The sequence below is a fragment of the Acetobacter fallax genome, assembly GCF_011516735.1.
GTDB lineage: Bacteria > Pseudomonadota > Alphaproteobacteria > Acetobacterales > Acetobacteraceae > Acetobacter > Acetobacter fallax.
The window spans coordinates 63,898-78,441 of the sequence record NZ_WOSX01000001.1 but is presented as its reverse complement, the minus strand read 5'-3'; the positions used below and the strand labels follow the sequence as shown (position 1 = coordinate 78,441).

Genomic DNA, 14,544 nt, shown 5'->3' with positions numbered 1-14,544 from the left:
ATCACTGTCGTAACGATCGACGGGAACCACCCTTCATCGTCACCCGTTGACAGCATGTCCCGCGGACCGGGTGTACCGTTGTCCGATCCGCCATCGAAAAGACGCCTGAAGCCTGTCGAACTGAAGTCCCGGACGGACTCATCAGGCAGACAGATTTTTGGGACGCATGGAGACACGACTTATGGAAATCCGCGCCGGTTACGATATTTCAATCGAGTTTCAGGCACCGACACCGCTGATCCTGATGCTTGACATCCGTCCGGAACGCGAACCAGACCTTATCACTCCGCAGCAACCGGCCTTCGAACCATGGGTGCCCGTACAACGCTACATTGACGGCTTCGGTAGCCGCTGCACCCGTCTTCTTGCCCCCGCCGGTATTTTCCGTACCTGGGCGGAATTCACTGTCTACGACAGCGGCAGGCATGAACAGCACGTCTATGACGCAAAACAGACCCCTGTGCAGGACCTGCCATCGGACGTGCTCGTTTTTCTGCTTGGCAGCCGTTACTGCGAGACAGATCTTCTGTCGGACTTCGCCTGGTCAATGTTCGGTAACTCACCTCAGGGCTGGTCACGGGTGCAGGCGATCGTCGATTACGTCCATAGCCATATTACATTCAGCTACGCCAATGCCCGAAACACCCGAACCGCATGGGAAGGCTGGAACGAGCGGATCGGCGTCTGTCGGGACTTTGCCCATCTTGCCGTTACACTTTGCCGGTGCATGAATATTCCTGCACGGTATTGCACTGGTTATCTCGGCGATATCGGTGTGCCAGTCGTACCCGATCCGATGGATTTCTCGGCATGGTTTGAAGTCTGGCTTGACGGAGTCTGGTACACGTTTGATGCCCGTCACAATGTGCCACGCATTGGTCGCATCGTTATCGCTCGCGGTCGCGATGCCGCAGATGTGGCCATCTCGACGTCCTTCGGTCCCCACTTGCTGACATCGTTCAATGTGACGACTTACGAAATCGTCTGAAAAATTTCGCAGCAGCCATGGTCACACTATCACCGGAACGATGTGACCACGGGCCGCGAAATATCGTGTCTGTCAGACTGAATGCCACGATGGAAGAATGGATTTGTAGGGTGTATCAAACTGGTAAATCAGCCTATCGAACATGTCATTCTTATAAATTCCGATGGAATCGGGGAACGTAACGCCCTCACAGGCGCGATGGATCCGACGGCTGAGCGCACGATTGAAGATACCCGGACCGGTCTTATAAGCAATAAACAGACCGCCGTGCTGATAGCAGTTTCTGTAGAGTGAGAGCAGACAGTCCGCTCCCATGGAACTGTTCGGAATCGTGCCGTAAAAATCATTATGAACAACGTAGTTATGCGTCAGGACCACCACATTCTGATCAGTCCGTGAGGCCATGAAATCCGCAGCGTCTTTATTGCGAATGCGGATATCAGCATCAAGCCACCAGCCGCCATAAAACTGCGTGACATGCACGCGCAGAAAATCGGCGGCTTCCGCCGGATGGCGCGCGCCAAGGAACAGCGTCCGCGCTTCGATGCCGTAATTGTCGTAAAGCCATTCTGCCGCTTCATGCTTATCGAAAATTCTGCATTCAAAACCATCGATGTTTTGATGATATGCAAAATTATCGCTGATTTCCGGAGGTGGATTCTGGTCCCAGTACATAAAGAGAAGGCGGGGAATGCGACCACTCACGGCTCCTGGCTTCGCAGAGAACAGATCAAGGGAAGAGTTCATGGCGATCTCAAGGAAAATACTGTCAATTTCCTCGCCTGTATGAAACTCTTCGTAGGCATTGCCGATCGTCGCGACAGCACTGTTATAGTCATGAGCAAGCCAGGCCTGTTCGACACCTTCGATATAATGCGCGACCGGGATATTCAGGGAGCGAAGAAGATTGATCTCGCGTTCTGAAGGGGAAGCGCCGCTTTTCAGTAAGCAAAGCAGGCGTGCCTGCAGCAGTGAATGTGGTAACGGATAGACTTCAGCACTTTCCGAGTGAAGACGAAACGCCAGTCCGTAAACAGAGGCTGCCTCTTTTACGCACCTGTTCGTATGCAAAATATTCGCAATAGAGAACGCATCATGGAGTGTGCCGGCTCCGTTTCGTCTGTAATAATCCAGAGCCTGCTGGTCGACCTCGATATGACTGATGTCATAATCAGTGATGATTTTCGGACCTGTTTCGATATCAGGTTCTTCAGTAGTCAAGACGGCAACCATAGAGATTCCCCTGCTTATTTTATCACTTGTCTCCCCTATAGTTCTCGCGGTGAAATTTATTTTTAGTTTAAATATCTATTTTTAGATATGCATAATGAACAATTTGTTGTGCTGTATCGCATAGCTCAGGATAATTTTAGATATTTATTAACCTTATAGTGGTGTTTGTTTCAAAGTATTGAACAGGAGTATTCATTAATTAATACATAAATATTCTGATTAAATACGTCGGTGTCAGTGCTTCCATCTCGCAATGGATCACCACGTTAACTCTGAAATATTTGTAAGAATATCTCTCTGGTATTCGGAAGTTCTTCAATTTTTATATTAAAATACATACTCATCAGAACGGAACATGCCAGCCAGAGTTAGCTGGCCACATGAAGAGCCCTGGAAACGATACAGCAGAACGAGCGGTTGAGTGACCCCACCCGCATGTCCGGACCTGTCACACTCCACACTCGCCATACCGGTCTTTACGCGGCCTCGCAGCTGTCATACCCGACTGACAGATTCATGCGTCGCCAGCACCCGTCCGGTTGGACTGTCGATCTCCTGTAATACGACACGATAGCCCCAGAGATCGGCAAGCCCTTTCAGCGTCAGCTTCATGTCGTTCTCCGCCAGAAGCTGTCCCTGCCGCGTCCGATGTTCCAGACGCAGCGTGCGATCGCCATAGAAATCGACCTCGACCACCTCAATCTCAGCATACCACGCCGAAGGATCGTAAGATGCCGCTACGGTACGCCTGATATCACGATAACCCGCCTCATCATGGATGGCGTCCACGAGAAGATACGGGTCACGCGTGTCATCAAGCAGCCGGAACATTCTGAAGTCCCGCATGACCTGGGGGGAAAGGAACTGAAGGACAAAACTCTCATCCCGATATTCCGCCCAGGCATGACGAAGCGTTCCAAGCGGGTCACCATTTCCGGCAATGCCCGGACTCCAGGAGCGGTCCTCCTCCGTCGGGTCTGTGCAGATTCGGGCAATATCCTTCATCATCGCAAATCCGAGCGCATACGGATTAAAGCTCGTCGAACCCTGATCATAGCCAAACTGCGTGATCACGTTCGTCGTCGAGTGAATGGTTTCCAGATATGCCGCATCATCGATCCGTCCCAGTTCATGCAGGCGCGTCATGATCCGGTCATGCACCCAGGTTGCGCAGCCCTCATTCATCAGTTTTAGCTGCGGCTGAGGATAAAAATACTGCGCAATCAGACGCACGATCCGAATGACCTCGCGTTCCCACGCTGCCAGGCGGGGCGCGTGTTTCTCCAGAAAATAAAGAATGTTTTCTTCAGGCAGGCCAAACTGACGCCTTAATGCGCTTTTTTCGCCATTCGCCACCGTCTCCGGTTCATCGACGGGCGGCAGAGTCCTCCATAAATCATTGAATGACTGATCTTCATACGCGCGCCTCTCCCGTGCCCGGTCCTGTTCACCCCGCAGATCAATCCGCCGGGAGCCGCTGTGGCGGTTTACTCCCTGACCCTGCAGTGCATGGGCTGCGTCCAGCACACGCTCAACAGCTTCCTGACCGTATGTCTCCTCGCAACGCGAGATATAACCCCTTGCAAACTCAAGATAGTTCAGAATTTGTGACGGATCGGTCCATTCCTGGAAAAGCCGGTTATTCTTGAAAAAGTGATTATGCCCAAACGCCGCGTGGGCAATCACCAGTGCCTGCATCGTCGCGCTGTTCTCCTCCATCAGATAGCTGATGCAGGGGTTGGAGTTGATCACCACCTCGTAAGCCAGTCCCATCAGCCCGCGACGATAGGCATTCTCATGCCCGGCAAAGCGCTTGCCGTAAGACCAGTGATTGTAACTGAGTGGCATTCCGTTGGTGGTATAAACGTCCAGCATCTGCTCAGACGTGATCACCTCAATCCGGTTGGGGAAAACGTCGAGCCCCAGTTCTTTTTCCGCGATTTCCTCAATCGCCGCGTAACAGTCGCGGATGATATGAAAATTCCAGTCCGCGCCCTGATAAAGAAGTCCTTTTCCCGCCTGAGGTGAGGCTCCTGTCGTCAGAGATGCCGTCATGCTCTGCCCGCCTGTTCTGTTGTCCTGCGTGCGAAAAGCTCCCGAAAGACCGGGAAAATTTCTTTCCGGTCACTCACCTGACGGATAGCCAGATGCGTCTGCCGCTCCGAAATCTCACGATAAACACGCCACAGATCAGTATCTCCACGAATAACGGCACCAGATCCCATCACCTCAATATAAGCATAATACTGCACCAGAGGCAGGACTTCGCTTTCCAGAAGTTCAGCAGTCCGCGGCGTGTCAGAAGGTGAGTTGTCGCCGTCAGATGCCTGAGCAACATAGATATTCCATTGCTGCACAGGATAACGTGCCCGCTGTACTTTCAGCATCTCAGCCAGCGCGGTGGAAACAACTGTGCCTCCGGTGCGCGGATCGGTGAAAAATGTCTCCTCATCCACCTCCTCAGCCGTTTCAGCATGGCGGATAAACACAACGTCCAGTGTTTTGTAACGCTTTTCCAGAAATACGTGCAGCAACAGAAAGAACTGCTTCGCAAGATCCTTCATTCGCTCTGTCATCGACCCCGATACGTCCATGATGCAAAACATCACGGCACGGGTCGAAGGCTTCGGAGTGGGGGCAAATCGCCGGTAACGCAGATCGACCGGATCGACCCAGGGAATACGGTTCATTCGCTGCCGGATCGCTCCGCGCCGCGCGCGGAGAGTTTCCAGCTCTTCCGCATCCCCATCAGACAAAGGTCTGGTCTCTTCGAGCTCAGCGATCCGCGCCTCAATCTCCTCCAGTTCAGCAGGTTTCGGTCGCCCCAGACCAATGCGACGTGCCATCGAGTAGCGCATCGTCCGGCCCATATCGAGCTGCGACGGAGACCCGTCGTTGCTCAGTCCGGCACGGCTCGGTGCCGTGGTTTCCGTTGCCGCGATCTCCCGCTTTACCAGATCCGGAAGCTCAAGATCACCGAAGAAAAGATCAAGAAATTCATCACGAGAGAGAAGGAAGCGATAGGAATCCTCGCCACCTCCCTCATCGCTTGCCTGACCGCTTCCTCCGCCACCACTGCCGCCGCCGGAAGGCGGTCGCCGCAGGCGATCTCCCCGTGAAAACTGATGGTTGCCGGAGAGCACGATATGGCGTTCGCCCGTACTGAAAACACGATGAAATCCAGGCTCATGCAGTGCGTCCGCCGGGATGGAAACAGCGTTTCCCTGTCCCGCTTCACGGAGCTTTCCGCTGGCTACGGCTTCGCGCACGGCCTTCTGAACCGCATCACGTGCCCTCCCCAGAGCACGCCTGCGGTTTTCGAGATTTTTGCCATGCGGATTAGAGCGTCTGTCAATAATGTCCAAAGCGCGACACCTCAGGCTTTCGGCGTTCGTTTATGCGGACTGCTTCACGCGCATATACCATTCAACGAGTCTGCGGACCTGACGTTCCGTATAGCCCCGTTCCATCATGCGCTCGACAAACTCGTCGTGCTTACGCTCGGTTTCGCCATCTTTTTTCGATCCGAAACTGATGACAGGAAGGAGATCTTCCACCTGACTGAACATCCGTTTTTCAATCACCTCACGGATCTTCTCATAGGCAGTCCAGGACGGATTCTGACCTCCGTTATTTGCCCGTGCACGAAGTGAGAATTTCACCACCTCGTTGCGAAAATCCTTCGGGTTTGCAATGCCCGCCGGTTTCTCGATCTTCGTCAGTTCCGCGTTCAGCAGATCACGATTCATCATCTGCCCGGTATCAGGATCCTTAAAGTCCTGATCCTCAATCCATGCATCCGCATAATCGAGATACCGGTCAAACAGATTCTGTCCGTAATCGTTGTAGCTTTCAAGATAGGCTTTCTGAATCTCATGTCCAAGAAATTCAGCATAACGGCTGGCCAGCTCAGTCTTGAGCACCGCGAGATAGTTCGCCTCCACCTCCGGCGGAAACTGTTCACGCCGCACTGCCTGCTCCAGAACATACATCAGATGCACCGGATCAGCCGAAACCTCAGTTGAATCGTGATTGAACGTCGCCGACAGAATTTTATAGGCAAAGCGCGTGGAAATCCCGTCCATGCCCTCGTCCACTCCGGCCGCATCGCGATATTCCTGCATGGTGCGGGCTTTCGGGTCCGTCTCGCGGATATTTTCTCCGTCATAAATGCGCAATTTTGCATATTGCGTTGAATTCGGATGATTTTTCAGCCGCGACAGCACGGCAAACCGCGCCAGCATATCCAGCGTATTCGGAGCAAGCGCAGCTTCTTTCAGAGCCGAACCTGAGATCAGCTTTTCATAAATTTTCGCCTCCTCGGTCACACGCAGGCAGTAAGGCACCTTGATGACGCAGACACGGTCAAGAAACGCTTCATTGGTGCGGTTGTTGCGAAAGCTCTGCCACTCGGCCTCATTCGAATGCGCCAGAATGACCCCGGTAAACGGAATGGAACCGATATTCTCCGTCCCGACGTAATTTCCTTCCTGGGTCGCCGTCAAAAGTGGATGCAGCATCTTGATCGGCGCTTTGAACATCTCGACAAATTCAAGAATACCCTGATTGGCCCGGTTAAGACCGCCCGAAAAACTATAAGCGTCCGGATCACTCTGGCTGAAATGCTCAAGCTGACGGATATCAACCTTACCGACCAGCGCCGATACGTCCTGGTTGTTGTCGTCGCCGGGTTCAGTCTTGGCGATCGCGATCTGCCTCAGTTTCGACGGGTTCAGCTTCACGACTGAAAACCGTGAAATATCACCGTCGAACTCTTCAAGCCGCTTCAGAGCCCAGGGACTCGCAATTCCGGTCAGAACACGCCGGGGAATCCCATAATCCCGTTCGAGAGCGTCACTCATGGTGGACGGATCGAACAATCCGAGCGGGCTTTCGAATACCGGGCTCATATGCCGTCCGGCTTTCAGAACATAAATCGGCTCATATTCCATGAGCGTCTTCAGGCGTTCACCCAGTGAGGACTTACCGCCACCGACCGGCCCGAGCAGATAGATGATCTGCTTGCGTTCCTCCAGACCCTGCGCGGCGTGACGAAAGAACCCGACGATCTGCTCGATCGTCTCTTCCATCCCGTAAAAATCTTCGAACGCAGGATAAATCCGCATCGTGCGGTTCATGAAAATCCGTGACTGACGCGGGTCACGGGACGTGTCGATGAGAACAGGTTCACCAATCGCCTTCAGCATCCGCTCGGCCGCGCTGGCGTAGCAGGACGGGTCGTCCCGGCAGGTCTCAAGATACTGCGACAGGCTCATTTCAGTCTCGCGATGCCGGTCACGCATTGCGGTTGCCAGGGAAAAGACGTCAGAGACAGAAGCCATCAATACGATTCTCCGAAAAAGATCAGTCGTGCAGTCGCTAAATCCTACCTCTCCGTAACCTGCGACCTGGAACGCTCACGGAGCGCGCAGCACCGGTAGCGTGCCTGTCTTTCGGCTGTGTCTCGCCGTCATTTTGTAACGAACGATTTCCACCCGGACCGGCGAGATCTGCCAGCAGATTAAGGCTTGCCTTTCTGGAAAAAAGCGGGCAAATAGCGCGGTTCCAGCGCGCCATCCTTAAATCAGACGTTATCGAATACCGGCAGCGCTTTTCAAGAGAAATCGCAAAGAGACATTGTGTGGCCTCATGCAGGCTACAACGGTACTATCTTTTTCATCATGAAAAATCAGTGTGTTAGCATCAACCAGCCACAGTCACCGTCCTGAACCATAGTATGGTTGCAGTTCCTGCATTGGCACTTTCTGCGGGAACAGAGAGATCAGGATTTTTTGACGTTCTGCCGGTAAATTTGCACTAACGCTCCTGATCTGCGATTCGCCCCCGCAGGGAAGGGTCAGATGGCAAACGCTCCCGGTGCCGTAAACATCATGCCATCCCAGGCCAGCTCGAGTCCTGCAGGCAGGTCGTTCATCATCGTTGCCCAGTCCATCGCCGGCCCGAGATGGGTGAGAATTGTTCGTCCAGGTGCAATCCGTGCCACCCAGTCCTCTACCCGTTCCAGCCAGGCATGGGCCGAATGTGGTTTTATCTGAAGACAATCCACCATCCAGACATCCACGCCCTTCAGCAGGGTCAGAGTTTCGTCAGTCAGATGAACCACGTCAGTGCAGTAAGCGAAGCCTCCACATCGAAAGCCAAGCGATGTCACCCGGCCATGCTCCTGCTCGAAAACGTCCAGCGTGAGGCCGATAACGTCCAGACGCTCACCTGGAGAGATAATTTTCGCCTCAACCCCCGGACGGAAAAAATCTCTGTCCGACCATGGCCGAAAAGCATAGTCGAAGCGCTTTTCGACTTCAGCGAGTGTTCGTGCCGTCCCGAAAGCCTCGATTGGCCGTTTCAGCGCCCAGTTGAAGGGCCGCACATCATCCAGCCCGGCAATATGATCGGCATGTTCATGCGTGTAAAAAATCGCATCGGCATAAGAGATCCCATTCGCCAGAAGCTGCTCGCGTAAATCGGCTCCCGTATCAACGAGTAGCCGGCGGCCATCCGGTGCCCGGATAACAATGGAGGCTCGTGTCCGCCGGTTGCGGGGTTCTTTCGGATCGCACGCTCCCCATTCACCACGCCCGTCCGGACCACCGATCTGCGGCACACCCGATGAGCCGCCACATCCGAGCACGGTGATCTCCAGCATCCTGCTCGTCCCGCTTCCGGCCACCATTTCGTCCGCTCACCCGGCCTTTGTGAACAGCCGATGAAAATTCGCTGTCGTAGCCTCAGCCAGCGCAGGCAGTTCCAGCCCGTGCAATTCAGCAACCACGCCAGCGGTATAGGCCGTATAACCAGGCTCGTTCCGTTTTCCCCGGCGGGGCACAGGCGCCAGAAAAGGCGAATCCGTCTCTACAAGCACACGCTCCATCGGAACCTGCGCTGCGATTTCACGTAGTTCAGTGGACCTCGGGAACGTCACAATCCCTGAAAAGCTCAGATAACCACCGAGATCCAGTGCTGCTTTCGCCAGTGCTGGGCCAGACGCGAAGCAATGCAGCAGGAATGGAAAAGCACCTCGTTCTTCCGTCTCTTCCCTCAGAATCACAGCAATATCGTCATCTGCCTGACGCGCATGAATCGCCAGCGGCAGTCCTGTCAGCCGCGCGGCATGAATATGAGCCCGGAAACTCGCCTGCTGAGTCGGACGAATGTCCTCACCGCCATGAAAGTAATCCAGCCCGGACTCACCGATCGCAATCACTTCCGGCTCTTCCGTCAGAGCCACGATTGTCTCTGCTTCGGGCACGCCCTCCTCGTCGACATGATCCGGATGTGTCCCGATCGCGCACCAGATTGTCAGGTCAGGCCGGGAATATTTCGTCAGCGCCTTCTGTTCAGCCTGCTTCGAGAGTCGCGTGCCGATCGTGACCATGCCGTCCAGGCCGAATTCACGGGCCCGGTTCAGAACATCCGGCATTTCCTCGTCAGAGAAATGATCGAGATGGCAGTGTGTATCGATCAGACCCGTCATTTCGCATCCCCAATTTCCGGTTCGACGAAACGAGGGAAAATCCCTTCCGGCTTTGGCAGAATCCGGCCTGCCGGAAGCGGTGTTTCCAGCGCGGCAAAGCTCCGCTCGCCGGCTTCAGCACCAAGCTGTGTCAGCATCCTGTCCATGCTGCCGGGCATATAGGGCTGAAGAACTGTTGCAATAACCCGCAATGCATCGGCCAGCACCCGCAGGACAGCCGCCATCCGCTCCGGATCAGTCTTTTTCAGCGCCCAGGGCGCCTGATGATCGATATAGGCGTTGCAGGCGCGGATCAGCTTCCAGACTTCTTCCAGCGCATCTGTCAGCGCCACACGTCCGATCTGCTGCGTCATCACATCCGGCAGGATCGCAGCCTGCCCGAGCAGATGGTTATCCGCTTCCGTTCGCGCCGCCTGAGCGGGCAATGCACCGCCACAATTGCGGGCGATCAGCGACAACGTTCTCTGCCCGAGATTACCAAGATCGTTCGCCAGTTCGACATTCATCCGATTGATCAGCGACCGCCGCGATACATCGGAATCGCCGCCAAAAGGCACCTCCCGCATCAGAAAAAAACGCACCGGATCAAGACCGAACTCAGCGACCAGATCACGCGGATCAATTACATTGCCGAGCGACTTGCTCATCTTCTCGCCTTCGACTGTCCACCAGCCATTCGAGAAAACCATGTGTGGCAGATCAATGCCGGCAGCCATCAGAAAAGCCGGCCAGTACACGGTGTGGAACCTGGCAATATCCTTGCCGACCATGTGCAGACTGGCCGGCCAGAACGCCATGCGCGGTGCGTTTGCATCCGGATAACCCAGAGCCGTCAGATAGTTCGCCAGCGCATCAAACCAGACATACATCACATGGTCTGCATCGCCCGGAACCGGCACGCCCCAGCGAAAGCTGGTGCGACTGACCGACAGATCCCGCAATCCCTGTTTCACGAAGCTGACGATCTCATTCCGTCGCCCGGCAGGTCCGATGAATTCCGGATGGGTTTCGTACAGTTCAAGCAGGCGGTCCTGATAGGCAGAGAGCCTGAAGAAATAGGAAGGCTCCCGCATCCACTCAACCGGAGCGCCGGAGGGAGCAACCTTTGTGCCGTCGGCCCGCGTGGTGATCTCATCCTCACCATAAAACGCTTCGTCCCGCAGGGCATACCAGCCCTCATACGCACCGAGATAAATATCACCGTTCGCAGCGACTTTTTCCCACAATGCCTGAGCCCCTGCCTTATGGCGCGGATCAGTCGTGCGGATGAAGTCGTCGTAGGAAATATCCATCGCATCCGCGACGGCCCGGAAATCAGCGGAAATCCGGTCCGTGAATGCCTGAGGCTCCTCACCGGCCGCCTGCGCCGCCTGCTCGACTTTCTGGCCGTGTTCATCCGTTCCCGTCAGAAAAAATACGTCCTTTCCGGCAAGCCGGTTAAACCGCGCGACGATATCGGCAGCGATCGACGTGTAGGCGTGGCCGATATGGGGCGCGCCATTCACATAGTAGATCGGAGTCGTGACATAGAAACGGCCGGTCATATCTCGTCTGGTATCCCTGACAGATGGGTCGAACATGGTAGCACGCCCGCTCTGGTCCGGTGGAGACCATGCGTCCGGGCGCTGTATTCTTTATCCCGCACCCATATCGGAACGGGCCGGATGCCGCGAGACCCCGGCAGGAATAAACCCGCCCCTGACATTGCCTGTCAGACCCGCGCAGAGCAAACCGTCACGGCCCGACCCCGGCATCCCCCGCAACAGACAGCGCCTCAATGATCGCTTCCTGCTTATCAAGATTGAAGTGCTCCGTCTGCCGGCGAATTGTTGCAACCTGATCCCAGGCCTCCGCCATCCTGACGCTCCGCTTCAGCCCCGGTGCCACCGCATTCCGCGATGCCTGAACCAGCGCACTGCCAAGCAGCGTGAAAAACAGCCCGAACCCGGTTTCGCTGCGTCCGATGGCATCGGCAACGTCGAGCATGCGGGCCATTGTCATGCCCTGAACGGCCTCATGGGCCACCGCATCGATCACGCCGCCCGTATCCGCCAGCAACGCCATCGCCCGACCCGGTGATCCCTGCGAGAGAGGCACAACACGGGTCAGCTCATCCGGTGATGTTTCGGACGCCACGCGAGACAGAACGGCCCGGACATCCGCTTCGCTCAGCGGTCCCACGGGCAGACTCCGCACCCGGCTGCGGATCGTCGGCAGCAACATTCCGGGCGTCGCACAGGTCAGAATAAGAATCGCCCGCGACGGTGGCTCCTCAAGAACTTTCAGCAAAGCATTCGCCGCGTTCCGGTTCATCGATTCAGCCGTATCAATGATCACCACACGCCAGCCACCTTCAGCGGCTGTCCGATGCATGAATGCGTTGATCGGACGGATTTCATCCGCCACGATTTCATTACGGAATTTCTGACGCTTCTCGTCGAAACTACGTCCGATCGCCAGCAGATCAGGATGTGATCCGACTGTGACCTGTCGCGCCACCGGTGATGTGGCGTCTTCCGCATTGAGCAGGAACCGGGCCATACGAAACGCCAGCGGAGCCTTGCCGATTCCTTCCGGTCCGGTCAGCAGCCAGGCGTGGTGCAGTCTGCCAGATGCCGCCGCACGCCGAAATTCGGCAAATTCGGTATCGTGACCAGCAACGTGCAAAGAAGCCTGCCGTGCCGCATCCATCGGCGTCAATGCCGCGCTATCGGCTTCAGCCACAGCCGAGCGTGATCCTCCTCCTTTGCGCGGCGCCACTTTTTAACGCCCCTTCAGGAAGGTCTCGATCCGCGACACCACCTGATCTGTCACTGCGGCAATGTCCGCTGCCTCTGACGAGATGCGCGCGAACCGGTCCGACTCTTCGCGTGCAATCTCATCAAACCCGTGAGCCACACGGGTATGGAATGCCATATCGGCGCTCTCGTAGCGATCCACAGTCCCGGCCACAGGAAGCGCGGCGTCACTCACCGCGGCCCGCGCGGCAATTCTTTTTCGCCCCGTTTCCAGCCCGACTTCAAACAGAATGGTCAGATCCGGCGTGAGCCCGACCAGATCCCGCAACGAACGGATCAGAGCCAGCAATGCCGGGTCGCCGTTACCCCGGCCATAGCCCTGATAAGCCATGGTCGAATCAAAAAACCGATCGCACAGAACGATTTTCCCCTCTCCCATTGCCGGACGGATAACCCGGTCAACATGATCACACCTGGCCGCGAAATGCGCCATGATCTCCGCCCGCGCCGAAAGATCGTGCTCACCAAACAGCAGCAGATCCCGCAGCGCCTCTGCCCCGGGCGAACCGCCCGGTTCGCGCGTGGCAATGACATCATAACCCAGAGCGACGAGACGCGGCGCCACAGCCCGCAACTGAGTGGATTTGCCAGCCCCCTCACCACCTTCAAAAGTGATGAAGGCGCCATTCGGAACAGGATGCGTCATTCAGGCCAGTCCTGCCACAGCGTCAGTGATGCCTCATTCCAAGCCGCGACGCGATCCGGCCGCCAAAACCCAGCTTTGTCACTGCCGCACCTGCCTGAACAGATACCATTATGACACGGTCAGCCGATGTCGCAGGAGGGGCTGGGGGCGCCGGAACGACTGGCGGCACTCCTGCCTCGGGTGTCGGGGGGGCAACCGGTGGCGTGGGCACAGCCGCACCGGGTGTGCCGGGAAGTGTGATGGTCAGATGCCCAAGCGCCTGTCCCGCCGCCACCGGCGCCAGAACCGGCGAGGCATAATCAAGCGAGACACGCACTTTCGACTGCCAGCCATGCGGCAGCACCAGCGAGACATCCTGTGCCACGACAACCGGCACCGTCGCCGCCTCCCCCATCCAGACGGGTGCCTGCTCCAGCACCTGCCCCTTTTTCACGATTGTTGCGAGTTCAAAATTAGCGAATGACCATGCCAGAAGTCGCTCACCTTCATGCGCGCGGACATTCGAAGACGCCATGCCATTCAGAGCCATCACCACCCGCCGGCCCTCACGCTGGGAAGACGCGCAGAGACCAAAGCCACCCGCATCGGTGTGACCGGTTTTCAGACCGTCCGCGAGCCCCTTGTCCACGAGCACATTGCGGTTGCCCTGACTGATCTTGTTAAATTTGAACTCGGTCTCAGAGAAAAAATGATAATACTGCGGATAGTCGCGAATCAGATGCATCGCGATTGTGCAGACATCACGCGCCGACATGTAATGTCCTTCGGCAGGCCACCCTGTCGCATTCATGAAATGCGAATTCGTCATCCCGAGTTTCGTCGCCGTGTCGTTCATCAGCGCGACAAACTGCTCTTCCGAACCGGCAATCCCCTCCGCCAGCACGATGCACGCATCATTCCCGGACTGGATCAGCATGCCCTGGATCAGTTCCTGGACCGCAATGCTTTCACCCAGCGGCACAAACATCTTCGAGCCCTGCATCCGCCAGGCACGCTCGCTGACCGGCAGCATCTGGTCGAGCTTCAGGCGTCCTGCCTGCAACATGGCAAACACGACATAGGCTGTCATCATCTTGGTCAGTGACGAGGGCGGCATCCGCTCATCAGCCGCCTTTTCAAGCAGCACCATGCCACTGGAGAAATCCATGATACAGGCCCAGCGGGCAACGGTATCAACTGGCCCGATCGGTGTCATGGCCGGCGCCGAAGCACCCGGAACATCGGTGCCGGTCGTCTCATCCGGATTTTCGGCAGGCGCCTTGTGCGCATGATGACGCGGCCGTGCGAGCGCCGTTTCCGGCAGGGCAGCCCCGCTGAGAACACCAGCACCACCGGCAAAAGCGGCTGTGCCGCTGACAAGAAGAATCCGTCGGGTCTGCACGTTGAA

At 56.2% G+C, this 14,544-nt stretch carries 11 protein-coding genes; 1 reads left to right on the top strand and 10 read right to left on the bottom strand.

Features of this window, described 5'->3' with window-relative positions; all coding sequences use genetic code 11:
- Positions 1-166: 166 nt before the first annotated feature.
- Positions 167-988 carry a transglutaminase-like domain-containing protein gene (locus tag GOB85_RS00355; protein WP_456304238.1) on the top strand — a complete coding sequence of 274 codons (822 nt, stop codon included), beginning with the start codon at positions 167-169 and terminating at the stop codon, positions 986-988.
- Between the two features lie 72 nt (positions 989-1,060).
- On the opposite strand, the gene GOB85_RS00350 is transcribed toward GOB85_RS00355, so the two are convergent.
- The 10 genes from GOB85_RS00350 to GOB85_RS00305 form a co-directional block, all read right to left on the bottom strand.
- Positions 1,061-2,221: a glycosyltransferase family 32 protein gene (locus GOB85_RS00350; protein WP_173575634.1), complete on the bottom strand. Its 1,161-nt coding sequence runs from the start codon at positions 2,219-2,221 to the stop codon at positions 1,061-1,063.
- Between the two features lie 495 nt (positions 2,222-2,716).
- Positions 2,717-4,276, bottom strand: a complete 1,560-nt coding sequence (locus GOB85_RS00345) for a SpoVR family protein (RefSeq protein WP_173575633.1) — start codon at positions 4,274-4,276, stop codon at positions 2,717-2,719.
- The gene (locus GOB85_RS00340; RefSeq protein ID WP_173575632.1) at positions 4,273-5,586 is read right to left on the bottom strand and encodes a YeaH/YhbH family protein; all 1,314 of its coding nucleotides are present in this window, start codon (positions 5,584-5,586) and stop codon (positions 4,273-4,275) included. Before GOB85_RS00340 ends, GOB85_RS00345 begins: the two co-directional genes overlap by 4 nt.
- A gap of 30 nt (positions 5,587-5,616) precedes the next feature.
- Positions 5,617-7,563 (bottom strand): PrkA family serine protein kinase, encoded by a 1,947-nt coding sequence (locus GOB85_RS00335; protein WP_173575631.1) that lies wholly within the window; start codon positions 7,561-7,563, stop codon positions 5,617-5,619.
- Between the two features lie 515 nt (positions 7,564-8,078).
- Positions 8,079-8,882: an MBL fold metallo-hydrolase gene (locus tag GOB85_RS00330; RefSeq protein ID WP_173575926.1), complete on the bottom strand. Its 804-nt coding sequence runs from the start codon at positions 8,880-8,882 to the stop codon at positions 8,079-8,081.
- A 39-nt stretch (positions 8,883-8,921) separates the two neighbouring features.
- Positions 8,922-9,713, bottom strand: coding sequence for a TatD family hydrolase (locus GOB85_RS00325; protein ID WP_173575630.1), 792 nt, complete (start codon positions 9,711-9,713; stop codon positions 8,922-8,924).
- A complete protein-coding gene (gene metG / locus GOB85_RS00320; RefSeq protein ID WP_173575629.1) occupies positions 9,710-11,293 on the bottom strand; it encodes a methionine--tRNA ligase in 1,584 nt (527 codons plus the stop codon). The genes GOB85_RS00325 and metG overlap by 4 nt, the downstream gene beginning before the upstream one ends.
- 154 nt (positions 11,294-11,447) lie before the next feature.
- Positions 11,448-12,404: a DNA polymerase III subunit delta' gene (locus tag GOB85_RS00315; RefSeq protein ID WP_173575925.1), complete on the bottom strand. Its 957-nt coding sequence runs from the start codon at positions 12,402-12,404 to the stop codon at positions 11,448-11,450.
- Positions 12,405-12,476: 72 nt separating this feature from the next.
- On the bottom strand, positions 12,477-13,157 hold the full coding sequence (gene tmk / locus GOB85_RS00310) for a dTMP kinase (protein ID WP_173575628.1): 681 nt from the start codon (positions 13,155-13,157) through the stop codon (positions 12,477-12,479).
- A 22-nt stretch (positions 13,158-13,179) separates the two neighbouring features.
- Complete coding sequence (locus tag GOB85_RS00305; RefSeq protein ID WP_173575627.1) at positions 13,180-14,538, bottom strand: serine hydrolase; 1,359 nt, start codon at positions 14,536-14,538, stop codon at positions 13,180-13,182.
- Positions 14,539-14,544 lie beyond the last annotated feature (6 nt).

What these genes read in the sequence shown, in the direction of transcription:
- GOB85_RS00335 (WP_173575631.1), bottom strand. Translation starts at nt 7,563, where the DNA reads ATGGCTTCTGTCTCTGACGTCTTTTCCCTGGCAACCGCAATGCGTGAC.
- GOB85_RS00325 (WP_173575630.1), bottom strand. Translation starts at nt 9,713, where the DNA reads ATGACGGGTCTGATCGATACACACTGCCATCTCGATCATTTCTCTGAC.
- tmk (WP_173575628.1), bottom strand. Translation starts at nt 13,157, where the DNA reads ATGACGCATCCTGTTCCGAATGGCGCCTTCATCACTTTTGAAGGTGGT.
- metG (WP_173575629.1), bottom strand. Translation starts at nt 11,293, where the DNA reads ATGTTCGACCCATCTGTCAGGGATACCAGACGAGATATGACCGGCCGT.
- GOB85_RS00315 (WP_173575925.1), bottom strand. Translation starts at nt 12,404, where the DNA reads ATGGATGCGGCACGGCAGGCTTCTTTGCACGTTGCTGGTCACGATACC.
- GOB85_RS00355 (WP_456304238.1), top strand. Translation starts at nt 167, where the DNA reads ATGGAGACACGACTTATGGAAATCCGCGCCGGTTACGATATTTCAATC.
- GOB85_RS00350 (WP_173575634.1), bottom strand. Translation starts at nt 2,221, where the DNA reads ATGGTTGCCGTCTTGACTACTGAAGAACCTGATATCGAAACAGGTCCG.
- GOB85_RS00345 (WP_173575633.1), bottom strand. Translation starts at nt 4,276, where the DNA reads ATGACGGCATCTCTGACGACAGGAGCCTCACCTCAGGCGGGAAAAGGA.